This is a genomic window from Streptococcus mitis (assembly GCF_002096925.1).
Lineage (GTDB): Bacteria > Bacillota > Bacilli > Lactobacillales > Streptococcaceae > Streptococcus > Streptococcus mitis_AF.
Window position 1 is genome coordinate 58,627 of the sequence record NZ_NCVN01000084.1, and the last position, 22,248, is coordinate 80,874.

Genomic DNA, 22,248 nt, shown 5'->3' on the forward strand with positions numbered 1-22,248 from the left:
ACGACAAGCCGACGCTGACGTGGTTTGAAGAGATTTTTGAAGAGTATTAACGAGGTGGTAGTCCAAGGGCAATACGGCCGTAGCGACTGATTCGTGTAATTTTCCAAGCAGGCGACCAGGTAACTTCAACCTTGACATCTTCGATACCCTCGATTTGTTTGAGACCTGCCACGATTTCGATAGGCAGGCTTTCGGCACAATCGCAGGCAGTATCGGTGAAGGTCATGACAATCTTACAGAGGCCTGTTTCGTCTAGATTGATTTCATAAATCAGCCCTAGATTGTAAACATCCAATTCCACATCTGTATCAAAAACCTTCTCTAGTTTTTCGATAATTTGGTCTTGTAAAGCCAAAGCACGGTCATTGATTTTGATATCCTCTCTCATTACAGTCCCTCCACGTGATAAATATCCTCTATTTTCTCATAATTCTGACAATTTGGCAAGTTTTTGATGAATTTTCTGAAAAATATGATAAAATGAAGAAAATACGGAATCAAGGGGAAGTCTATGGAGCAGATTGGAAAAGTCTTTAGACAATTACGAGAGTCAAGAAATATCTCGCTGAGACAAGCAACTGGGGGACAATTTTCGCCGTCTATGTTGTCCCGATTTGAAACAGGCCAGAGTGAGCTTTCGGTGGAAAAGTTTCTATTTGCCCTAGAAAATATATCTGCCAGTGTAGAGGAAATCCTCTTTCTGGCGAGAGGTTTTCAGTATGATACAGATTCTGAGTTGAGAAAAGAAATCATAGATGTCTTGGATCCAAAGAATATAGCTCCGCTTGAGGACTTGTATCGCAGGGAGTATCAAAAGCATGCCCATTCTCAAAATAAACAGAAACATATTCTAAATGCCATTATTATCAAGTCTTATATGAAGAGCATGGACGAAAGGGTAGAGTTAACGGCAGAGGAGGGGAAAGTCCTTCATGATTATTTGTTTTCTACCGAGATCTGGGGAATCTATGAACTCAATTTATTTTCAGTCAGTTCACCATTTCTATCTGTTTCTCTTTTCACTAGGTATGTTAGAGAAATGGTACGTAAATCTGATTTTCTAATGGAAATGTCTGGTAATCGAAACCTTTTTCACACTATACTCTTGAATGGTTTTTTAGCCAGCATTGAGTGTGAGGAATTTACCAATGCCTCTTATTTTAAACGTGTCATCAAAGAGCATTTCTACAAGGAAAATGAGACCTATTTCCGAATTGTCTATTTGTGGGCGGAAGGTCTCCTTGATAGCAAGCAAGGCAGAGTCAAGGAAGGTCAGAAAAAGATGGAAGATGCTGTCCATATTTTTGAGATGCTTGGCTGTAACAAATCCGCCGAATACTATCGAAAAACGACCGATTGTTGAATATCTGCAAACTAAGAAAATAATTTGAAATTTTAAGCGATAGAACTCTTGCCCTCTCTCAGGTTATCAAAGAAGTTCTATCGTTTTTTTGCTTATTTTGTGTGTTGCATATATTCAAAAGTTTTCCCTTTCAATTTCTAAGTGCTATACTATAGTCATACTTCATATAGGGATTAGAACAAGAAGGGGGATTACCTATGAAACTATTGTTTAGAAATCAAGCTTATCGACTCTTGACTTTGTCACGCTTCTTCAATGCCTTTGGTGCTTCGATTTTTAATCTGGTATTTATCGTCTATGCATCGACCTTGCCACAAGCTTCGTTTGCGGTTGCTATGGCGAATATTGTCATGCTTCTTCCGACTCTCTTTACAGTTTTTGTAGGGATTCGGGCAGATTACACGAGGGACAAGGTCAAATGGATGGTCTATAGCGGTTTGTTTCAGGCAGTTTTATTTTTTCTAGCAGCTCTAGTTGTTCAGCAAGCTACTCTCTTTGCCTTTTCTAGCCTGTGTTTAATCAATGTCATTAGTGATGTCATCAGTGATTTTGCTGGTGGTTTGCGCATGCCTCTCATTAAGGAAAAAGTAGCTGAAGATGATTTGATGGAGGCTTACTCTTTTTCCCAGTTCATCACCTATATTTCAGCTATTGGTGGTCAAGCTTTTGGAGTCTGGCTCTTAGGTTTATCGGTCAACAATTTTTCCCTCGTTGCGGGAATCAATGCCTGTTTCTTCCTCGTATCAGCCTCTGTTCTCTTTTTAGGAAGAAGCAAATTGAGCCTGTCAATTTCATCTGCTGATGGTGAAATCCTAAAAAATGAGAAGCTTTCTATCAAAGAGCAGTTCCTGACAATTTACCGAAATTTACGCCTTGTTTTTCTTAAAGGTGGACAGAAAAACTTTGGTTTTATGCTCTTTGCTGTTTTGCTTATCAATGCCTTGGGTGGCGCCTTGGGTGGAATTTATAATATCTTCTTTTTGAGCCATTCACTTTTGGATTTTTCTTACACAGAGGCGTTATTTATCAGTCAATTCTGTGCTTTGTTAGCAATCATCATCAGTAGCCTTACGGGCAATGATTATGTTGGGAAACAGTCCTTGCCTAGATTGATGATGTGGGCGACTGTAGGACTCAGTCTAGTTGGTTTAGCTAACGTATTCAATCAAGTCGTGCTTGGTTTGCTATTTCTCTTTTTAACTCTGTATGTGTGTGGTAAAGTTACACCAAAGATTAGTGCCATGCTCATGAAAAATCTAGCTCCAGAGGTTTTAGCTCGTACCAGTAATTTTTTAGGCTTATTGTTTACCTTATCCGTACCTGTGGGAACAGCTTGTTTTTCACTTGTAGCCGTATGGAATATACAGTTGACTTGGATGCTATTTGTTGGTCTTTCCTTGCTAGCTATTCTTTTGACAATCCTTAATCTCAAAAATGATATCTAATACTCTTCGAAAATCAAATTCAAACCATGTCAACGTCGCCTTGCCGTACTCAAGTACAGCCTGCGGCTAGTTTCCTAGTTTGCTCTTTGATTTTCATTGAGTATAAATCCTAATTTTTTTCTCACTGTCTTAATCCCTCTATTTATGGTAAAATAAGACTATTAAGTTTAAAGAGGATTCCCTATGAAATTACAAAAACCAAAAGGAACGCAGGATATTTTACCTGCTGAGTCTGCTAAATGGCAGTACGTTGAGGGCTTTGCCCGTGAGATTTTCAAGCGCTATAACTATGCAGAAGTGCGCACGCCTATTTTTGAGCATTACGAGGTTATCAGCCGTTCTGTCGGAGATACAACGGATATCGTAACCAAGGAAATGTATGACTTTTATGACAAGGGTGATCGCCATATTACTCTCCGTCCAGAAGGAACAGCGCCAGTTGTCCGTTCCTACGTGGAAAATAAACTCTTCGCCCCAGAAGTGCAAAAGCCAAGTAAGTTCTACTACATGGGCCCTATGTTCCGCTATGAGCGTCCACAGGCAGGGCGTTTGCGCCAGTTCCACCAGATTGGTGTTGAGTGTTTTGGCTCTAGCAATCCAGCTACCGATGTGGAAACCATCGCTATGGCAGCTCATTTCTTGAAAGAAATCGGCATCCAAGGTGTTAAATTACATCTTAACACTCTTGGAAATCCTGGGAGTCGTGCGGCCTACCGTCAAGCCTTGATTGACTATTTGACACCGCTCAAGGAGACCTTGTCTAAGGATAGTCAACGTCGCTTGGAGGAAAATCCTCTCCGTGTCTTGGACTCTAAGGAAAAAGAAGACAAGGTAGCAGTAGAGAATGCACCTTCTATCTTGGACTTCCTTGATGAAGAAAGTCAAGCTCATTTTGATGCTGTGCGTCAGATGTTGGAAAATCTTGGAGTAGACTATATCATCGATACCAATATGGTGCGTGGTCTGGACTACTACAATCACACTATTTTCGAGTTTATCACTGAGATTGAGGGCAATGACCTGACAGTCTGTGCGGGTGGCCGTTACGATGGTTTGGTTTCTTACTTTGGAGGCCCTGAAACTGCTGGATTTGGTTTTGGACTTGGTGTAGAGCGCCTGCTTCTCATTCTTGAAAAGCAAGGTGTGGCCCTCCCTATCGAAAACGCCCTAGATGTCTATATCGCAGTCTTGGGAGAAGGAGCAAATGTCAAGGCCTTGGAATTAGTACAGGCTCTTCGCCAACAAGGATTCAAAGCAGAGCGTGATTACCTCAACCGTAAACTCAAAGCTCAATTCAAGTCAGCCGATGTCTTTGCGGCTAAGACCCTTATCACCCTAGGAGAGAGTGAAGTCGAAAGCGGACAAGTTACAGTTAAGAATAATCAAACCCGAGAAGAAGTGCAAGTATCACTTGAAGCAATCAGTCAAAACTTCTCAGAAATCTTTGAAAAACTAGGATTTTAATGATAGATAAACTGGTCAGGAACCTAATTCTGACCTTTTTCTTTTGCAAAATGACAAAAATCATAAACTTTTTGACAAATATACTTGTCAAAAAGAAAAAGATGTGTTACAATGTAAGCAAGTTAAGAGAAAAGGAGAAAGGAATGCTTAAAAATCGTCTAAAAGAGCTTCGGGCTCGCGATGGTCTCAATCAAACCGACCTAGCCAAGCTGGCAGGGGTTTCCAGACAGACCGTTAGCCTACTAGAACGGGATGAGTACACCCCGTCCATTATCATTGCCCTGAAAATATCTCAAATTTTCAACGAAACAGTCGAATCGGTATTTCGCTTGGAGGAGGACGAGTGATGAACAAGTATAAAGTGATTTATTATGTAGTGGTCACAGTTCTATTAGTCAGCGTGTTTCTATTGATTGGGATAGACTTAGGCTGGTTTAATCCATATCAAAGTAACCAATTTGTTTGGGCCTACTTTGCTCTTATCCCAGTCGTTGACTGGATTGAAAAGAAAGCAAACAATTTAGCGAGTGAAAAAGGAGAATGAATATGAAAAAGAAACGTGGATTGTTATTATTTTTGATGTCTGTTGTCTCGGGAGCTTTCTTGTACATATTTGTAGATATATCGAAGGCTGGTGCCGAATCCCATGGAATTATGTTAGATGTAAAAGTCTTGCTACCCTGGATATCAGCTATTGGTTTACTATTAGGTTTTGTTGGTATTCTTTTGACGTTCAATTTCTTAAAGAAAAGCAGAAAATTTCACTCCTTGTATCAAGAGGAAATAGATGATGATCTGAATGAAACCTATTATGTGCAAATGTATCGGAATCTCGAGTTTGGAACCATTACTTCTAATATTACAAGTGTAGCGATTTTATTGGCTCTTGTCATCTCAGGTAGTGAAGTAATTGTACTCGATGTAAGTCGTATAACATTTTCCCTTTCCTTTTTGGCATTAGTGCTGTTCTTGCAGAGTCAAAAATATCTTTCTAAAACAATTGCGATTGTTCGTCAGTTTGATTTGGCTCTTTTCTCTACACCAAAGGATATCTTGAACTATATTAATTCTTATGATGAAGGGGAGCGTCAGGCTAATTTGGAACAGAGTTTTCGGATTTTATTCCAATTAAATCAGTATGTCTTACCAGTCTTATATATTTTTCTTTTTTTCATTTCTGTCTTGACAGGAGAGATTCAGTTACTAGCTTTCTTGCTGGTAGGAGTGATCCATATTTATATCGGTGTGATGCAGTTGCCTATGGTGAAACGTTATTTTAAATAAAGGAGTTTCTATGATTCGTGTTGAAAATGTAAGCAAAAGTTTTGGGAGCAAAAAAGCTCTTCATCAGATTTCTTTTGAGATTAAGGAGGGTGAAATCTTTGGTTTTCTTGGTCCTTCTGGCTCAGGTAAAACAACCATGATCAATGTCTTAACAGGACAGTTGGCTGCAGATCAAGGTAACACAATTTTGTTAGGCAAGAATTCTCAAGATTTAACCTCAAATGATTTGGAACAAATTGGTATTGTTAGTGATGGCAGTGGTTTTTATGAAAAGATGAGTCTTTACAAAAATCTTCTCATCTATGCTAAGTTATATGGTCTCAAGTCAGATAGAGTAAATCAGGTGCTCCAACAGGTTGGCTTGGCAGATGCTAAAGATATTATCGCAGAAAAATTATCTACAGGAATGAAACAACGAATGTTCTTGGCTCGTGCCCTTCTGAATGCTCCTAAGATTCTCTTTCTAGATGAGCCAACCAGTGGCTTAGATCCTACAACATCCAAGATGATTCATAACCTACTTCAAGAATTAAAGCAGGCGGGGACAACTATCTTTCTGACCACGCACGATATGAATGAAGCAACTCTGCTTTGTGATCGCTTATCTCTTTTGAATAAGGGAAACTTAATAGAGTATGGAAGTCCGCAAGATATTATCCAGAAGTACCATGTGGATAAGAAAGTACGTGTGGTTTATAACGACGGACGAGAACAGATAGTTCCATTTGATGAATTACCACATTTAGACACGACAGATTTGATGGTGGTTCACTCTTGTGAGCCAACTTTAGAAGAAATCTTTATCAGATTGACAGGAGAAAAGTTAGATGTTTAGAAAATTAAATGCCCTACTATGGTTAAGAGTGCAAGTTCTTATTAGCAATTCAACTTTGTTAGCGACTTTATTGATTCCTTTTGGTATTGCTGTTTTATATAATGAATTTTTAAATAAGAATGGACAATTGAGCCTATTTTTACTATCTTCTAGCTTGACGATGGTCTTGAGCATGGGAAGTGGTTATATGGTATCGATTATGATGGCAGAAGATAAGGAAAAACGAAATCTTAAATCACTCATCCTAAGTGGTGTGACAGCAACAGAATATACTTTCAGTATGCTTGTTCTCCCTATTCTGATAATGTTGGTTGCTATGACTGTACTTCCCATCTATCTTAAAGTAGATGTATCTGGTTATTTATTTGCCTACGTTATCTATTTGCTCCTAGCAACTATTAGTATTATTTTTCTCAACCTTCTAATCGGTGCGGTATCAGATACTCAGTCTAAAGCGCAAGTCTATAGTATCTTTCCTATGTTAATTGTCTCTGTTTTACCTATAATTGCTCTTCAAAATGATACGATTCAGAAAGTGTTGGATTACTCGTTCGTTGGTCCTATTGTAAATCTTTTAAATAAAAAAGGTGGGGAAATATCTTTTTCTAATATTGGTATGTTACTTGCCTGGGTACTTGTGTTAGGAATAGCGAACCTCTTTGTATTGAAAAATAGCTATAAAGCAAGATAGGAGATTTATATGAAACTACTTAAAAACCTCGGCTGGTTTCTTCTAGCCATTCTATCTTTTCTGGTTATCTATGGGACCGTTCAAAGTGGGGCTGTAGAAGCTTTGAAACTGGGCGCTTCGCCCTATGCTACTACCTTGCTTTATGTGGCCTTGGCTGGAGTATATGTGTACGTCATTTATAAATGGTACCAGAAAGCTCCTGTTCATATTGAGAAGAGTGGCTTTAACCGATTTATTTGGCTCCCTGCCTTGGTTTGGTTCTTATCTCTGGTTGTCCAGTTTTTCTTGCCAAATGATCCTTCAGTAAATCAACAAACAGCGATAGACTTGACCTTGTCTCAACCCCTTTTCTCATTCTTTGCGGTCGTTATTTTTGCTCCTTTGACGGAAGAGCTTATCTTTAGAGGGATGTTGGCACGCTATCTCTTTCCTAAGCAGGACAATAGTAAACAAACTCTGCTTTTCCTTCTGGTAACAAGTGTTCTATTTGCCTTGATTCATTTCCCAGGAACTTTGCAACAGTTTTTGGTTTATGCTAGTCTAGGATTGAGTTTGGGGCTGGCTTATGTAAGTCGAAAAGGTCTTCTTTACAGCATTTCTCTTCACGCTTTGAATAATTTAGTCAGCTTTTTGATGATTCTCATGCTATAATAGAGTCAGGAGGTCACATGAAACGAGTAATTTTATTAGCAGTGATTCAAGCAGTTGTTCTATTTTTCATCATTGGGGCGCTAGCTTATGCCTTCAAGGGCGATTTCTTCTACAACTATCTAGCAGTTGTCTTTGCCCCTATTGCAGGTGTCTTGCGCTTTGGGACAGCCTACACAACGGAAATTGTCTTGCCTCGAAAGGCAGCCGAAATTGCTGAAAAGCGTAAAGCAGGCAACAATTCAAAATAAAAGAGTCCGGTGAACTTCATCGGATTTTTGTATGGGCGTCGATTTTTAGAGTCTTCACTTGATTTTTAAAGACTGGCAAACTTTTCTGATGATTTTCATGAAGAGCCTGCGCTTTTATGGTAAAATAGTAACAGAATAAAAGAGGAGAGAAACAATGAAACGTAGTATGTATGCTGGTCGTGTTCGTGAGGAACACATCGGACAAGAAATGACCTTGAAAGGATGGGTTGGCCGTCGTCGTGACCTTGGTGGTTTGATCTTTATCGACCTTCGTGACCGTGAAGGAATCATGCAGTTGGTTATCAACCCTGAAAAAGTATCTGCAGAGGTTATGGCAACAGCTGAAAGCCTTCGTAGCGAATTTGTTATCGAGGTGACTGGACAGGTCGCTGCGCGTGAGCAAGCCAATGATAAGTTGCCAACTGGTGCAGTTGAGTTAAACGTGACAGCTCTGACAGTGCTTAATACAGCTAAGACAACCCCATTTGAGATTAAGGATGGGATTGAGGCCAATGACGATACACGTTTACGTTACCGTTACCTTGACCTTCGTCGTCCAGAAATGTTGGAAAATCTTAAACTTCGTGCTAAGGTGACCCACTCTATCCGCAACTACTTGGATGAGTTGGAGTTTATCGACGTGGAGACACCATTCCTTTCTAAATCAACGCCTGAAGGGGCGCGTGACTACTTGGTGCCATCTCGTGTTAATAAAGGGCATTTCTATGCTCTTCCTCAAAGTCCACAAATCACGAAACAACTCTTGATGAATGCTGGTTTTGACCGCTACTACCAAATCGTTAAATGTTTCCGTGACGAGGACTTGCGTGGTGACCGCCAGCCTGAGTTCACTCAGGTCGACTTGGAAACATCTTTCCTTACTGAGCAAGAAATCCAAGATATCACAGAAGGATTGATTGCGCGCGTGATGAAAGAAACCAAAGGCATCGAAGTAACTCTTCCATTTCCTCGTATGAAGTATGATGATGCTATGGCTCTTTACGGTTCTGATAAGCCAGATACTCGTTTTGATATGTTGCTTCAGGACTTGACAGAAGTGGTTAGAGGTGTTGATTTCAAAGTCTTTTCAGAAGCACCTGCCGTTAAAGCTATTGTGGTCAAAGGAGCTGCGGATAACTACTCACGTAAAGACATTGACAAGATGACTGAAGTAGCTAAACAGTACGGTGCTAAAGGTCTTGCTTGGGTCAAGGTTGTGGATGGAGAATTAAACGGACCAGTTGCCAAGTTCTTGACTGGGATCCAAGCAGAATTGACTGCAGCACTTGGTCTTGAAGATAAGGACTTGGTTCTCTTTGTGGCGGATACGCTTGAGGTAGCCAATGCAACACTAGGCGCCCTTCGTGGACGTATCGCCAAAGAGCTTGGCTTGATTGATAACGATAAATTCAACTTCCTTTGGGTGGTTGATTGGCCAATGTTTGAATGGTCTGAAGAAGAAGGTCGCTACATGAGCGCCCACCATCCGTTCACTCTTCCACAGGAAGAAACAGCTCACGAATTAGAAGGTGATTTGGCTAAGGTTCGTGCCATTGCTTATGATATCGTCTTGAACGGTTATGAGCTTGGTGGTGGTAGCCTTCGTATCAACCAAAAAGACCTTCAAGAACGCATGTTCAAGGCTCTTGGTTTCTCAGCTGAAGAAGCCAATGACCAGTTTGGTTTCCTTCTTGAAGCCATGGACTATGGTTTCCCACCACACGGTGGTTTGGCTATCGGTCTTGACCGATTTGTCATGCTCTTAGCAGGAGAAGAAAATATCCGTGAAGTCATTGCCTTTCCTAAGAACAATAAGGCAACCGACCCAATGACACAAGCTCCATCAACAGTCGCTCTCAAACAACTAGAGGAACTCAGCTTACAAGTAGAAGAAGATGAAACAAGCAAAACGAATTAAGCGGTGGCGCTATTATTTGCGCCGCTTTGCTTATCAGATAAAAATCTTACGAGTTTTACAAAGTATCTCTCGGGAAAAATATGATGAGAAAGTATCGGCTTCTCTGGTTTATGGCTTTCTGTCAGCAGTAGCAGTCAATTTCTTTTTTCAACCAGGGCACGTTTACTCCAGTGGTGCGACAGGTCTGGCACAGATTATCTCTGCCTTGAGTAATCACTGGTTTGGTTTTTACATTCCGATATCGCTAACCTTTTATGCTATCAATTTTCCGTTGATGATTTTGGCTTGGTATCAGATTGGGCATAAGTTTACAATCTTTACCTTCATCACAGTATCCATGAGTTCCCTCTTTATCCAGCTTGTACCAGTTGTGACCTTGACAGAGGATCCCATTATCAACGCCCTTTTTGGGGGTGTTGTCATGGGCTTGGGGATTGGTTTTGCTCTTCGCAACAATATCTCCAGTGGTGGGACGGATATCGTCAGCCTGACCATTCGCAAGAAAACAGGTAAGAATGTCGGTAGTATTTCTTTCTTGGTAAATGGGACCATCATGCTGATAGCAGGCTTGACCTTTGGTTGGGAATACGCTCTCTACTCTATGATTACCATCTTTGTCTCTAGCCGTGTCACAGACGCTGTCTTTACCAAGCAAAAACGGATGCAGGCCATGATTGTGACCAATCATCCAGAGAAGGTAATTGAAAAAATCCATAAAAAATTGCACCGCGGTGCAACCATGATCCACGATGCAGAAGGAACCTATAATCACGAAAGAAAGGCAGTTTTAATCACTGTCATTACACGTGCAGAGTTTAATGAATTTAAACAGATTATGAAACAGGTGGATCCAAGCGCCTTTGTCTCTGTCTCGGAGAATGTTCATATTTTGGGACGGTTCGTTGAAACAGATAATTAGTGATCAAAAAAACCAGCGCGAGCTGGTTTTTATTTTTCAACAATTTTATGTCCAATCAACTGGCGATAACAAATTTGTTTATTGCTTTTAGCATCATTGATTATCTGGAGGATAGTTTCAAAGGAAACACGACCAAGCTCCAAACTATTGATATCAACATAGGCCGCCAAGTTGAGCTTGGGATTGACTGAGTCGAAGCTGAGGACAGGGACATCCAGTTGGTGTTTTGCGATGTAATCACAGACCCCTGCAGCAAGGAGACTATCAATGGTAATAATAGCGTCAATATTTGAATCGTGTTTGAAGAGAAGTCTACTAAAGCGATAACCATTATCTTCAAGAAATTCAGTAGCAAAGCAAGTCAGATTAGTATCGAGAGGAAGTTGGTGTTGTTTTAGAGCCATCTCGTAACCTGTCAGACGGTCTTGTGTTACGAAGAGTCGCTTAGTACCTCCGATAAAGGCAATTCGCTTGCAGCCTTTTTTGATGAAATACTCTGTCGCATCAAAACCAGCTTGGACATTGTCATTATCGACAAGTGGAATGAAGGGAGATAGAGATTTACCTAAGATAAGGAAAGGAAATTGCTCGTCTGCTACTAACTTAACCAAAGGGTCCTCTTCTTGGGCATAGAGGAAAATCAAACCATCTACACGCTTACCATAGACCATCTGAGAAATAGCTTTAAGGCGCTCTTTTTCATCTTTACCTGTTGCAATCTGAATGGCATAGTGGTTTTCAGATGCGACTTGGGCGATACCACGGAGGACAGATGGGAAGAAAGGATTTTGATAGAAGGCGTCTGAGTCGTCAGGAAGGACCAAGCCGATAACTTGGGTATAACTGCTTACCAAACTACGAGCGTTGAGGTTGGGGTGGTAATTAAGCTCCTTCATAGCTTTGCGAACGCGTTTTTTTGTTTCGTCGCTAATGGTTGATTTATTTTGAATAACACGGGTTACGGTTGAAGGCGAAACACCAGCAGCCTTGGCCACGTCTTTAATCGTAACGGGCATAAAAATCTCCTATTTATGGTAATCTGGATCACGGAAATGCGTTTTATAAAAGATAGTGACCAGATACAGAACAAAAAGAATGTTTTGTACAGTAATGAGAGTTGTCATATTTTGGCCAAATAGTCCCAAAATAAGCGTAATCAGGGTTGGTAATCCTAAACAGTTCAAGATAAAATGGTAGCACTCTTTAAAGGTCCTAAATGAAAAGAGGCGTGATTTTTTAGTGATATAAAGGAGAAGACTCGCTCCTAGAGAGACGATAAAGAAATTTAAACCAAAGAGGAAGCTGGCACCGAGAACTAGGAAGAGACTGATATAGACACGATTCTGCTGGTACCAGTCTTTAGAAATGGCTTGGGTCAAGCTGTCTTTGTTTTTGAAACTTTCAGTCTCAATCGCTCGGTAAGAGACACGGGTCAGTTCTTTACTTTCCTTGCTGATGACGAGCTCATTCGTATCGAAATGCAGTTGCAAGTCCTTAGGTAATTCCTTGCTTTGACTTGGACCGATCACAATAGAAGGCTCTTGACTAGCTGTTCCAGTATAAGTTAATTTACCATCAACAATTGTAGCGTGTTCAGAGAGATCCTGGACAACCTTATCTGTCAATGGTTCATAGACATTATCGATAAAGGTTTCTAGCGGATAAGTCTCCTGTGAGCTGTTTTGGATGGCAATAGGTACCATAGATAAGCTGATAAGGAAGATACTGGTAAAGAGAAGCTGAAACCAGTTGAGTCCGAAACGTTTGGACAGGGGCTTACGAAATCCCCAAATACTTGAAAAATATGAAAATGGATATGGAAGCATTTGTATCTTTCTAAAAGGTGTTTTCTATATGAGTATTATTATATAGAGAAATGTACTTTATTTCAAGTCTAGGAGACAAATTGCTTGCTACAAGGATATTTTTACAGTAACAAGTTTTAAAATGAAAAAGGGTGGCGGGGATATATTATCCCTTGTCGCCACCACTTGTAAGTCCTGAAACAAAGTTCTTTTGTAGGAAGAAGAAGAGAATACAGATTGGAAGGGCGATGAGGATAGCGCCTGCTGAGAAGTAGGCAATCTTCAAGTTCTTCGCATTGCTAACGAAGGTTTGGAGACCTACGGCAACAGTAAAGTATTCTTTCTCACGAAGCAAGAAACTAGAGAGGATGTAGTCCCCGAAAGGTCCCATGAAGGCCCAGAGAGCTTGTACGGCAACCATTGGGCGAACCAGTGGAAGAACAATTTGCCAGAAGCGGCGGAAGTGTCCTGCACCGTCTAGTTTTGCAGATTCGTCTAGAGACATTGGCACTGTATCGAAGTAGCCCTTCATGAGCCAAGCATTCATTGGGATACCACCACCAACGTAGAGGAAGATGAGGAACCAGCTGTGGTTAAGGGCGTTCAACATAAGTGCCATAACGAAGAAGGCTGTCAAAGCGGCCATTGTTGGAACCATTTGGATAATCAAGAAGAAGACCAAACTTTGTTTACGAGCCAAGAAATTGTAACGGCTGTAAGCATAACCAGCAAGTACGATAATACTTGTTTGAACAGCCATAGTAATTAAGGCGATAATCAAAGTGTTGAGATACCAAGTACCGTATAGGGTTTCAGTAAAGAGTCCTTTAAAGTTATCAAAATTGAAGTCGATGTTAGTATCGAGTTTAAAGGCCGCGACGTTACCTGCTTTAAAGGCTGACATGATGGTAATCAACAGTGGATAGATAATCACGATCGATAGGCCAATCAAGTAGAGGTAAGTAAGGGTTTGAGTCAGTCTACGTTTGAGTTTAATTGAGTTATTCATCTTAGACGTCCTCCATATCAAATGCGTGTAGTTTCTTGAATGCGATCATAGAGATTGAGATGACAATGATAGAGATAATCAAGGTAACAGCTGCCGCCATTGAGTATTGAGGAGATGTACCTGTTGTCAAACGGTAGATCCATGAGATCAAGATATCGGTTGAACCAGCTCCACCTCCGACACTACCAGGTCCTCCACCATTGAAGAGGTACATGATAGAGAAGTTGTTAAAGTTGAAGGTGTATTGACTAATCAAAGTAGGTGCCGCAACAGCCAAGATCATTGGGAAAGTGATGTTGCGGAATTTTTGCCAAGCATTGGCACCGTCAATATAAGCTGCTTCGTAAAGGTCGTTAGGAATAGATTGCAAGATACCCAAGGTCAAAACGTAGATGTATGGGAATCCAAGCCAACCCTGCATCATAATCAAGGCAATCTTAGTCCAAGTTGGGTCTGTTTTCCAAGGAATAAGAGTACCATCAAGGAAAGGAAGGAATTTAGCTAAGATTGGCAATACTTGAGTGTTGATAGCACCAACACTATCGTTAAACATGTTTGAGAATGTCAAGATAGTGATGAAGGCTGGGACAGCCCAAGGAAGAAGGAAAATAACACCGAAGATACGTTTTCCTTTGATAAATGGTTGGTTAGCAATGATAGCTGTGAAGATACCAATGACGATCTGTAAAGTTGAGGCAGATAAAGCCCAGATGATAGTCCAAGAAAGGACGGCACCAAAGGCAGAACGGAAGGTACTCAAGCTCCAAATGTTTGTAAAGTTGGTCAAACCAACCCAGTCCAACAATTTGTTTGGTGGCAAGTGTTGGAAGTCGTAGTTGGTAAAGGCGATCATCAAGGTTACGATAACTGGGAAGATAATCGCAAAAGTCATGGCAATGTAAGATGGAATGATTAAGAGGTAAGGGAAGCCATTTTCATAGATTCCTTTGACCATTTCTTTAAAGGTAAGTGCTACTGGTATGCCATTATTAATATGTTTGGCAGTTGTATGTGCATCTTTGATATTTGCGAAATAAAAGAGTACATAAACAACTACAAAGATTAAATGGAAGGCACCACGAATCAGCATAAAGAGGGAATTGTCACGACCTGGTTTATCACCAAGAGTGATGAGATTGCTCAATTCAGGGGCTGCAAGTGCTAGGAAGTAAAGGACAAATACGATGGTTACACCAAGGAAGATAAAACCTTTGGCTTTTTGTTTATTGTAAATCTGTCCTAACCCAGGAATGATAGACAGCAGGGCTGCTTTACTAGGTTGTTGCTTTTCCATAATAACTCCTTTCATAGGATACTGGTTTTCAATCAAAACCTAAACTATATATGTTTTCTGTTGATAAATTCAAAGGGGGATTTGAATTCCACCCCCCTTGAACCAATTTTTTATTCACCAAATTTTTGTTTGATTGTTTCTTTGATCAATGTAACAGCGTCGTTAGCAGCTGTTTTCGCATCTTTCTTACCGCTTACAGCGTCAAAGAGCATAGTTTTCGCTGGATCCCAAACTGCAGACATTTGAGAGATGTTTGGCATTGGTTGAGCGTTCTTGAACTGTTTGATAACAGCTGTTGTCAACTCATCGTTTTTACCTTCTGCATAAGTACGAGCTTCAGTGTTAGCTGGGATTTCGTTAGTTTTATCGTAGAATGCTTTTTGTTGTTCAGTTGAAACAAGGAAGTCTACAAATTTTTGTGCGCCTTCAAGGTTCTTAGTGCTTGATGGGATGATCCAAGCTTTACCACCACCGAATGCAGCGTAATCTTTTCCGTTTGGAAGAGTTGGGATAGTAGCAACACCGTAGTTTACTTTAGCATCTTTGAATGCTTGAGCTTTCCAAGGTCCATCGATAATAGCAGCTGTTTTACCTTCTTGGAATTGAGTTTGGATCAAGTTTCCAGCACCTTCAGTATCTTGCATACCTTTAGGCCATTTTTCGTACCAAGATTTAGCGTAGTTGATACCTGCAATAGCACCGTCGTTTGCAAGACCGATGTCTTTAGGATCTTTACCGTTTTGTCCGAATACGTAACCACCGTTACCAGCAAGGAGTCCGTATGCGTAGTAGAAGTTTGTCCAGTCAGCTAGAAAGGCAGTAGTTTTGCCATCTTCACCAGCGAAAGCGTATTTGCTGTCTTTAGCAAGGTTTTCCAAATCAGCAAAAGTTTTTGGAGCTTCTTTTACCAAGTCTTTGTTATAGTACAAAACGAGTGATTCGATAACAGCTGGAGCACCATAGACTTTACCGTCAGCAGCTGTTACAAGAGATTTAGTTTTATCATCTGTTTTAGCGCCGTCGCTCAATTTCACTTCTGAAAGTTGTCCGTCAGTACCAAGGCTACCTACACGGTCGTATGGAGCCATCATAACGTCAGGAGCTTGACCTGATTGGTTGTCAAGAGAAAGTTTGTCAAGACCACCCATTTGGTCACCAGATTTGATGTTAACTGTTGTTCCTGATTGTTCTTTATAAGCTTTAGCAACTGTTTCAGCATAAGCTTTGTATTGGTCTTCAACGTAAAGAGTGATTTCTTTTGCTTCAGATGAACCAGAATCAGCAGGCTTATCAGCAGTTTTGCTTCCGCAAGCTACCAAAAGCAAGCTAGCAAGTGTAGCAGTCCCAAGCACAGCAGCGCTCTTCATGAATTTAGATGACATAGTGTATTCCTCCTAAAGAATAACAAATTTTATAATGAGGAAACGCAAACGTTTTCCTTTATGGGACTAGTATAGCACAATCAGAAAGCGGTTGCAAGTGTTTTTTGTAAAAATTTTTAAAAAAATTGTGAAAAGAGTAAACGCTTCATCGTCATATAATAGTAGAAAATCTCAAAAATCGGTTTTGTTTTAAATTTAAAAAAAGTTGAGAAAACGATTGCCTAATTTACAAATGGAAAGCAGGGAGAATTCTCACTTTATTTTTGCTTAATGAGATAAGTGAAAGCCTTATTCCTATTTTGTTTGTTGCCTGGAAGAATATATATACGAGTAAGAAGAAAAAATTTTTAAAAAATAATCAAAAAAGTTACTTAAAACCGCTTGCATTTATCAAGAAAATGAGCTATACTAGTAATAGCGCAAACGTTTGCGCTCATAAAAATGTAATATCTAACTATAAACACATGAGGTGCTTATTATGAAAAAACGTCAAAGTGGTGTGTTGATGCACATTTCTTCTCTTCCAGGGGCATACGGAATCGGATCATTTGGTAAAAGTGCTTACGACTTCGTTGATTTTTTGGTTCGCACAAAACAACGTTACTGGCAAATCCTTCCACTAGGAACAACTAGTTACGGAGACTCTCCTTACCAATCTTTCTCAGCCTTCGCAGGGAACACTCATTTTATCGATTTAGATATCTTGGTGAAACAAGGCTTGTTGCAAGCAAGTGACCTTGAAGGAGTTGACTTTGGTAGTGATGCTTCTGAAGTTGATTATGCGAAAATCTACTATGCACGTCGTCCTCTTTTAGAAAAAGCGGTAAAACGTTTCTTGGAAGTAGGAGATGTTAAAGATTTTGAGAAATTTGCTCAAGACAACCAATCATGGCTTGAACTCTTTGCAGAGTATATGGCTATCAAGGAGCATTTTGACAATCTTGCTTGGACTGAATGGCCAGATGCAGATGCTCGTGCTCGTAAAGCTTCAGCACTTGAAAGCTACCGTGAGCAATTGGCAGACAAGTTGGTTTACCACCGTGTGACTCAATACTTCTTCTTCCAACAATGGTTGAAATTGAAAGCTTACGCTAACGACAACCACATCGAAATCGTTGGAGACATGCCAATCTACGTAGCGGAAGATTCAAGCGATATGTGGGCAAATCCACATCTCTTCAAGACAGATGTCAACGGTAAGGCGACTTGCATCGCAGGATGCCCACCAGATGAATTTTCTGCAACTGGTCAGCTTTGGGGTAACCCAATCTATGACTGGGAAGCAATGGACAAAGACGGCTACAAATGGTGGATTGAACGCTTGCGTGAAAGCTTCAAAATCTACGACATCGTTCGTATTGACCACTTCCGTGGTTTCGAATCTTACTGGGAAATCCCTGCTGGTTCCGATACAGCAGCACCTGGTGAATGGGTGAAAGGTCCTGGCTACAAGCTTTTTGCAGCCGTTAAGGAAGAACTTGGTGAGTTAAACATCATCGCAGAAGACCTTGGTTTCATGACAGACGAAGTTATCGAATTGCGTGAACGTACGGGCTTCCCAGGAATGAAGATTCTTCAATTTGCATTCAACCCAGAAGACGAAAGCATCGATAGCCCACACTTGGCACCTGCTAACTCAGTTATGTACACAGGAACACACGATAACAATACGGTCCTTGGTTGGTACCGTAACGAGATCGATGATGCGACTCGTGAATACATGGCTCGCTACACGAACCGTAAAGAATACGAAACAGTGCCACATGCTATGCTTCGTACAGTCTTTTCATCAGTTAGCTTCATGGCAATTGCAACTATGCAAGATTTGCTAGAATTGGATGAGGTAGCTCGTATGAACTTCCCATCTACCCTTGGTGGAAACTGGTCTTGGCGTATGACTGAAGATCAATTGACACCAGCTGTCGAGGAAGGCTTGCTTGACTTGACAACAATCTATCGCCGAATCAATGAAAATTTGGTAGAATTAAAGAAATAATACAATATCAGGAGACACCTTAAACATGTTATCACTACAAGAATTTGTACAAAATCGTTACAATAAAACCATTGCAGAATGTAGCAATGAAGAGCTTTACCTGGCTCTTCTTAACTACAGCAAGCTTGCAAGTAGCAAAAAACCAGTTAACACTGGTAAGAAAAAAGTTTACTACATCTCAGCTGAGTTCTTGATTGGTAAACTCTTGTCAAACAACTTGATCAACCTTGGTCTTTACGACGATGTCAAAAAAGAACTTGCAGCTGCAGGTAAAGACTTGATCGAAGTTGAAGAAGTTGAATTGGAACCATCTCTTGGTAACGGTGGTTTGGGACGTTTGGCTGCCTGCTTTATCGACTCAATTGCTACTCTTGGTTTGAACGGTGACGGTGTTGGTCTTAACTACCACTACGGTCTTTTCCAACAAGTTCTTAAAAACAACCAACAAGAAACAATTCCAAATGCATGGTTGACAGAGCAAAACTGGTTGGTTCGCTCAAGCCGTAGCTACCAAGTGCCATTTGCTCACTTCACATTGACATCAACTCTTTACGATATCGATGTACCAGGTTACAAGACAGAAACTAAGAACCGCTTGCGTTTGTTTGACTTGGATTCAGTTGATTCTTCTATCATCGAAGATGGTATCAACTTTGACAAGACGGACATCGCTCGCAACTTGACTCTTTTCCTTTACCCAGATGATAGTGACCGTCAAGGTGAATTGCTCCGTATCTTCCAACAATACTTCATGGTTTCAAACGGTGCGCAATTGATCATCGACGAAGCAATCGAAAAAGGAAGCAACTTGCATGACCTTGCTGACTACGCAGTTGTACAAATCAACGATACTCACCCATCAATGGTGATCCCTGAATTGATTCGTCTTTTAACTGCTCGCGGTATCGAACTTGACGAAGCAATCTCAATCGTTCGTAGCATGACTGCCTACACTAACCACACAATCCTTGCTGAAGCCCTTGAAAAATGGCCTCTTGAATTTTTGCAAGAAGTGGTTCCTCACTTGGTACCAATCATCGAAGAATTGGACCGTCGTGTGAAAGCAGAAGTGAAAGATCCAGCTGTTCAAATTATTGACGAGAGTGGACGTGTTCACATGGCTCACATGGATATCCACTATGGATACAGCGTTAACGGGGTAGCAGCGCTCCACACTGAAATCTTGAAGAACTCTGAGTTGAAAGCTTTCTACGACCTTTACCCAGAAAAATTCAACAACAAAACAAACGGTATCACTTTCCGTCGTTGGCTCATGCATGCTAACCCAAGCTTGTCTCACTACTTGGATGAGATTCTTGGAGAAGGTTGGCACCATGAAGCTGATGAGCTTGAGAAACTCTTGTCTTATGAAGACAAAGCAGCTGTCAAAGAAAAATTGGAAAGCATCAAGGCTCACAACAAACGTAAATTAGCTCGTCACTTGAAAGAACACCAAGGTGTGGAAATCAATCCAAACTCTATCTTTGACATCCAAATCAAACGTCTTCACGAGTACAAACGCCAACAAATGAACGCTTTGTACGTGATCCACAAATACCTTGACATCAAAGCTGGTAACATCCCTGCTCGCCCAATCACAATCTTCTTTGGTGGTAAAGCAGCTCCAGCCTACACAATCGCTCAAGACATCATCCACTTGATCCTTTGCATGTCAGAAGTTATTGCTAACGATCCAGCAGTAGCTCCACACTTGCAAGTAGTTATGGTTGAAAACTACAACGTTACTGCAGCAAGCTTCCTTATCCCAGCATGTGATATCTCAGAACAAATCTCACTTGCTTCTAAAGAAGCTTCAGGTACTGGTAACATGAAATTCATGTTGAATGGAGCTTTGACTCTTGGTACTATGGACGGAGCTAACGTGGAAATCGCTGAGTTAGTTGGTGACGAAAACATCTATATCTTTGGTGAAGATTCAGAAACTGTTATCGACCTTTACGAAAAAGCAGCTTACAAATCAAGCGAATTCTACGCCCGTAAAGCTATCAAACCATTGGTTGACTTCATCGTTAGCGATGCAGTTCTTGCAGCTGGAAACAAAGAGCGCTTGGAACGTCTTTACAAGGAATTGATCAACAAAGACTGGTTCATGACTCTTCTTGACTTGGAAGACTACATCAAAGTCAAAGAGCAAATGTTGGCTGACTACGAAGACCGTGACGCATGGTTGGATAAAGTTATCGTTAACATTTCTAAAGCAGGATTCTTCTCATCTGACCGTACAATCGCTCAGTATAACGAAGATATCTGGCACTTGAACTAAGATACAAGATTTATACTAATACACTTTCCTATAAAGCGAATTTCGATTGAAATTCGCTTTTTTTGAATGCTGTGGATTTGAGTCAATCTTGAATTAAAAAGAGAGAAATCATAGATACAGTGAACGCATAACACTTTATTTCAGCCTTATGTTTCTTCGTAGTTGCTTACCTCATATTTTTTGTATTCGCTTACATAAAGTGTTATAATATAATTATAGGAAAGAAGGTGTTTTTATGTGGAAAAAATATTTTTCAAAATATAAATGGACTGATTTATTTTGGATTCTATTTGTTATTTTAACATGCCTCTTGGCGGGTAATAGTAATCTTTACCCCCTTACCCATCAAGAAATCTCTTATCATGGGTGCTTATCGGGAATTACACTTGCCTTATTTCACTTGCTATTTATTGATAAGTTTTTTATTTCGAATCGAAAATAAAGTTTAGGGCTATGCTTAGCTGTGTACCTTTAGGATTGATTTTTGGAGGAAGATTTTGTCTCTATTATTTATTATTTTAAATTTGTTTATCTTGTACAAGATCTATTCTTTGAGACGGGAGAAATCGAAATACTTGATTTATACGGCCTATATCATATTTGGGGTAAATGTAATATATGGTATTCAATGGTTATTGAAAGAACTGGTTTCAAAGATTTCCACTTAATGTGTATAGAAACTCCAGCGATTTTTGCATAACAAAACGCATAAGATTAAGGTTTTTTTGCACCTGTTCTTATGCATTTTTGTAATATTGAAGATTTTTGGTAAGTTTTCTGCCTTTGGGAAGTCTAGTTTAGAATGCTTTCCCAACCAAAATCTCTGCTTCAATGGTAATCTCTGCCAGTTGACTCCAGTCAATCTTGCTCTGGTCGATGTGAAAGAGTAGGGGCGTCATGCTGAGTAGGGCTTTGAGCTGTTCTGCTGTGATAGTTTTAGTCAGAGAGGCAGTTTGGCTAGATAGGATGGTAAAGTGTTCTTGGAAATGATTTTTGATATCTTGGTTTGAATAGTTCTTGTTTGTCAGCTGGTCTTGTACCTTCTGACGGATTTCCTTGAGGTGATTTTTAGTTGGAATAACCTTTATCAAGATGCCGTCTTTGGATAAAACGCGACGAAATTCTCCATAGTTGGCAGGGGAAAAGATATCAAGTAAGATATCCATGCTGGCGTCTTTTATAGGAAGACGAGCTAAGTCACCAACGAACCAATTGACTGCCCAGTTGGGTTCGCTCTTGGCAGCGATTTGGACAGAATCTTTGGAGATGTCGAAGGCATAGAAGGTTTTGTCAGGATGACTTTCTTGAAGTTTGCGAGAATAGAATCCTTCGCCACAACCGATATCTAAAATTGTTTTGGCATTTTTTGAGTTTGAAAGTAAATCAGAGACGACCTCTAGAATAGCCTGATAAAAGCTGGCTTCTAGGATTTGTTGACGGTTTTGAAAATTTTCCTTGTCGTAGTTAGCAGATTGCTTGATTTGAGGTGCTAAATTGACATAGCCAAATTTAGCTAAGTCAAAAGAATGGCGATTGTTGCATTTGAGACTGCTCTCTACCAGAGTCAGATTTTCTTGACAGACAGGACAGGCAAAGGCAGTCGCAGAAGCAAAACGCTGAAGTTTGGGTTTGAGATTTGTATTCATAGTTTAAGTGTATC

Annotated in this window: 22 protein-coding genes; 15 read left to right on the plus strand and 7 right to left on the minus strand. The window is 40.4% G+C overall.

Annotated elements, in window-relative coordinates; genetic code table 11:
- Window positions 1–46: 46 nt before the first annotated feature.
- Entirely contained in the window at window positions 47–388 is a 342-nt protein-coding gene (locus tag B7692_RS09305; RefSeq protein ID WP_001206380.1) for a metal-sulfur cluster assembly factor, read from the minus strand.
- Between the two features lie 123 nt (window positions 389–511).
- Between B7692_RS09305 and rgg the strand changes: the two genes are divergently transcribed.
- The 12 genes from rgg to B7692_RS09375 all read left to right on the plus strand — a co-directional run bounded on the left by rgg (window position 512) and on the right by B7692_RS09375 (window position 10,818).
- Window positions 512–1,363, plus strand: coding sequence for a quorum-sensing system transcriptional regulator Rgg (rgg, locus tag B7692_RS09315; RefSeq protein WP_084930513.1), 852 nt, complete (start codon window positions 512–514; stop codon window positions 1,361–1,363).
- A gap of 197 nt (window positions 1,364–1,560) precedes the next feature.
- A complete protein-coding gene (locus B7692_RS09320; RefSeq protein WP_084930514.1) occupies window positions 1,561–2,808 on the plus strand; it encodes an MFS transporter in 1,248 nt (415 codons plus the stop codon).
- A gap of 183 nt (window positions 2,809–2,991) precedes the next feature.
- Window positions 2,992–4,272 (plus strand): histidine--tRNA ligase, encoded by a 1,281-nt coding sequence (gene hisS, locus B7692_RS09330; protein ID WP_084930515.1) that lies wholly within the window; start codon window positions 2,992–2,994, stop codon window positions 4,270–4,272.
- Between the two features lie 143 nt (window positions 4,273–4,415).
- On the plus strand, window positions 4,416–4,619 hold the full coding sequence (locus B7692_RS11040) for a helix-turn-helix transcriptional regulator (RefSeq protein WP_061425778.1): 204 nt from the start codon (window positions 4,416–4,418) through the stop codon (window positions 4,617–4,619).
- Window positions 4,619–4,816 carry a hypothetical protein gene (locus B7692_RS09340; protein WP_084930517.1) on the plus strand — a complete coding sequence of 66 codons (198 nt, stop codon included), beginning with the start codon at window positions 4,619–4,621 and terminating at the stop codon, window positions 4,814–4,816. The genes B7692_RS11040 and B7692_RS09340 overlap by 1 nt, the downstream gene beginning before the upstream one ends.
- Window positions 4,813–5,556, plus strand: a complete 744-nt coding sequence (locus B7692_RS09345) for a DUF3169 family protein (RefSeq protein WP_084930518.1) — start codon at window positions 4,813–4,815, stop codon at window positions 5,554–5,556. The genes B7692_RS09340 and B7692_RS09345 overlap by 4 nt, the downstream gene beginning before the upstream one ends.
- A gap of 10 nt (window positions 5,557–5,566) precedes the next feature.
- Window positions 5,567–6,391, plus strand: a complete 825-nt coding sequence (locus B7692_RS09350) for an ABC transporter ATP-binding protein (protein WP_084930519.1) — start codon at window positions 5,567–5,569, stop codon at window positions 6,389–6,391.
- Window positions 6,384–7,082: an ABC transporter permease gene (locus B7692_RS09355; RefSeq protein WP_084930520.1), complete on the plus strand. Its 699-nt coding sequence runs from the start codon at window positions 6,384–6,386 to the stop codon at window positions 7,080–7,082. The genes B7692_RS09350 and B7692_RS09355 overlap by 8 nt, the downstream gene beginning before the upstream one ends.
- A 9-nt stretch (window positions 7,083–7,091) precedes the next feature.
- On the plus strand, window positions 7,092–7,733 hold the full coding sequence (locus B7692_RS09360; protein WP_020903389.1) for a CPBP family intramembrane glutamic endopeptidase: 642 nt from the start codon (window positions 7,092–7,094) through the stop codon (window positions 7,731–7,733).
- 17 nt (window positions 7,734–7,750) lie between these two features.
- A complete protein-coding gene (locus tag B7692_RS09365; protein WP_000832185.1) occupies window positions 7,751–7,981 on the plus strand; it encodes a hypothetical protein in 231 nt (76 codons plus the stop codon).
- A gap of 154 nt (window positions 7,982–8,135) precedes the next feature.
- Entirely contained in the window at window positions 8,136–9,899 is a 1,764-nt protein-coding gene (gene aspS / locus B7692_RS09370) for an aspartate--tRNA ligase (RefSeq protein WP_084930521.1), read from the plus strand.
- Window positions 9,877–10,818: a YitT family protein gene (locus B7692_RS09375; RefSeq protein WP_084930522.1), complete on the plus strand. Its 942-nt coding sequence runs from the start codon at window positions 9,877–9,879 to the stop codon at window positions 10,816–10,818. Before aspS ends, B7692_RS09375 begins: the two co-directional genes overlap by 23 nt.
- 29 nt (window positions 10,819–10,847) lie before the next feature.
- On the opposite strand, the gene B7692_RS09380 is transcribed toward B7692_RS09375, so the two are convergent.
- The 5 genes from B7692_RS09380 to B7692_RS09400 all read right to left on the minus strand — a co-directional run bounded on the left by B7692_RS09380 (window position 10,848) and on the right by B7692_RS09400 (window position 16,308).
- The gene (locus tag B7692_RS09380; protein WP_084930523.1) at window positions 10,848–11,834 is read right to left on the minus strand and encodes a LacI family DNA-binding transcriptional regulator; all 987 of its coding nucleotides are present in this window, start codon (window positions 11,832–11,834) and stop codon (window positions 10,848–10,850) included.
- Window positions 11,835–11,843: 9 nt separating this feature from the next.
- Entirely contained in the window at window positions 11,844–12,644 is an 801-nt protein-coding gene (locus tag B7692_RS09385) for a DUF1189 domain-containing protein (RefSeq protein WP_084930524.1), read from the minus strand.
- Between the two features lie 145 nt (window positions 12,645–12,789).
- A complete protein-coding gene (locus tag B7692_RS09390) occupies window positions 12,790–13,632 on the minus strand; it encodes a sugar ABC transporter permease (protein ID WP_020902368.1) in 843 nt (280 codons plus the stop codon).
- A 1-nt stretch (window position 13,633) separates the two neighbouring features.
- Complete coding sequence (locus B7692_RS09395; protein ID WP_084930525.1) at window positions 13,634–14,926, minus strand: sugar ABC transporter permease; 1,293 nt, start codon at window positions 14,924–14,926, stop codon at window positions 13,634–13,636.
- 110 nt (window positions 14,927–15,036) lie between these two features.
- Entirely contained in the window at window positions 15,037–16,308 is a 1,272-nt protein-coding gene (locus B7692_RS09400) for an extracellular solute-binding protein (protein WP_084930526.1), read from the minus strand.
- Window positions 16,309–16,786: 478 nt separating this feature from the next.
- Between B7692_RS09400 and malQ the strand changes: the two genes are divergently transcribed.
- The 3 genes from malQ (at window position 16,787) to B7692_RS11360 (ending at window position 21,030) form a co-directional block, all read left to right on the plus strand.
- A complete protein-coding gene (gene malQ, locus B7692_RS09405) occupies window positions 16,787–18,304 on the plus strand; it encodes a 4-alpha-glucanotransferase (protein WP_084930527.1) in 1,518 nt (505 codons plus the stop codon).
- Between the two features lie 25 nt (window positions 18,305–18,329).
- Window positions 18,330–20,588: a glycogen/starch/alpha-glucan family phosphorylase gene (glgP, locus tag B7692_RS09410; RefSeq protein WP_084930528.1), complete on the plus strand. Its 2,259-nt coding sequence runs from the start codon at window positions 18,330–18,332 to the stop codon at window positions 20,586–20,588.
- 235 nt (window positions 20,589–20,823) lie between these two features.
- The gene (locus tag B7692_RS11360; protein WP_000265676.1) at window positions 20,824–21,030 is read left to right on the plus strand and encodes a hypothetical protein; all 207 of its coding nucleotides are present in this window, start codon (window positions 20,824–20,826) and stop codon (window positions 21,028–21,030) included.
- 355 nt (window positions 21,031–21,385) lie between these two features.
- On the opposite strand, the gene B7692_RS09420 is transcribed toward B7692_RS11360, so the two are convergent.
- The gene (locus B7692_RS09420) at window positions 21,386–22,234 is read right to left on the minus strand and encodes a putative RNA methyltransferase (protein WP_084930529.1); all 849 of its coding nucleotides are present in this window, start codon (window positions 22,232–22,234) and stop codon (window positions 21,386–21,388) included.
- Window positions 22,235–22,248: the final 14 nt, after the last annotated feature.

Coding starts and splice junctions, on each gene's coding strand:
- B7692_RS09305 (WP_001206380.1), bottom strand. CDS start 388: ATGAGAGAGGATATCAAAATCAATGACCGTGCTTTGGCTTTACAAGAC.
- rgg (WP_084930513.1), top strand. CDS start 512: ATGGAGCAGATTGGAAAAGTCTTTAGACAATTACGAGAGTCAAGAAAT.
- B7692_RS09320 (WP_084930514.1), top strand. CDS start 1,561: ATGAAACTATTGTTTAGAAATCAAGCTTATCGACTCTTGACTTTGTCA.
- hisS (WP_084930515.1), top strand. CDS start 2,992: ATGAAATTACAAAAACCAAAAGGAACGCAGGATATTTTACCTGCTGAG.
- B7692_RS11040 (WP_061425778.1), top strand. CDS start 4,416: ATGCTTAAAAATCGTCTAAAAGAGCTTCGGGCTCGCGATGGTCTCAAT.
- B7692_RS09340 (WP_084930517.1), top strand. CDS start 4,619: ATGAACAAGTATAAAGTGATTTATTATGTAGTGGTCACAGTTCTATTA.
- B7692_RS09345 (WP_084930518.1), top strand. CDS start 4,813: ATGAATATGAAAAAGAAACGTGGATTGTTATTATTTTTGATGTCTGTT.
- B7692_RS09350 (WP_084930519.1), top strand. CDS start 5,567: ATGATTCGTGTTGAAAATGTAAGCAAAAGTTTTGGGAGCAAAAAAGCT.
- B7692_RS09355 (WP_084930520.1), top strand. CDS start 6,384: ATGTTTAGAAAATTAAATGCCCTACTATGGTTAAGAGTGCAAGTTCTT.
- B7692_RS09360 (WP_020903389.1), top strand. CDS start 7,092: ATGAAACTACTTAAAAACCTCGGCTGGTTTCTTCTAGCCATTCTATCT.
- B7692_RS09365 (WP_000832185.1), top strand. CDS start 7,751: ATGAAACGAGTAATTTTATTAGCAGTGATTCAAGCAGTTGTTCTATTT.
- aspS (WP_084930521.1), top strand. CDS start 8,136: ATGAAACGTAGTATGTATGCTGGTCGTGTTCGTGAGGAACACATCGGA.
- B7692_RS09375 (WP_084930522.1), top strand. CDS start 9,877: ATGAAACAAGCAAAACGAATTAAGCGGTGGCGCTATTATTTGCGCCGC.
- B7692_RS09380 (WP_084930523.1), bottom strand. CDS start 11,834: ATGCCCGTTACGATTAAAGACGTGGCCAAGGCTGCTGGTGTTTCGCCT.
- B7692_RS09385 (WP_084930524.1), bottom strand. CDS start 12,644: ATGCTTCCATATCCATTTTCATATTTTTCAAGTATTTGGGGATTTCGT.
- B7692_RS09390 (WP_020902368.1), bottom strand. CDS start 13,632: ATGAATAACTCAATTAAACTCAAACGTAGACTGACTCAAACCCTTACT.
- B7692_RS09395 (WP_084930525.1), bottom strand. CDS start 14,926: ATGGAAAAGCAACAACCTAGTAAAGCAGCCCTGCTGTCTATCATTCCT.
- B7692_RS09400 (WP_084930526.1), bottom strand. CDS start 16,308: ATGTCATCTAAATTCATGAAGAGCGCTGCTGTGCTTGGGACTGCTACA.
- malQ (WP_084930527.1), top strand. CDS start 16,787: ATGAAAAAACGTCAAAGTGGTGTGTTGATGCACATTTCTTCTCTTCCA.
- glgP (WP_084930528.1), top strand. CDS start 18,330: ATGTTATCACTACAAGAATTTGTACAAAATCGTTACAATAAAACCATT.
- B7692_RS11360 (WP_000265676.1), top strand. CDS start 20,824: ATGTGGAAAAAATATTTTTCAAAATATAAATGGACTGATTTATTTTGG.
- B7692_RS09420 (WP_084930529.1), bottom strand. CDS start 22,234: ATGAATACAAATCTCAAACCCAAACTTCAGCGTTTTGCTTCTGCGACT.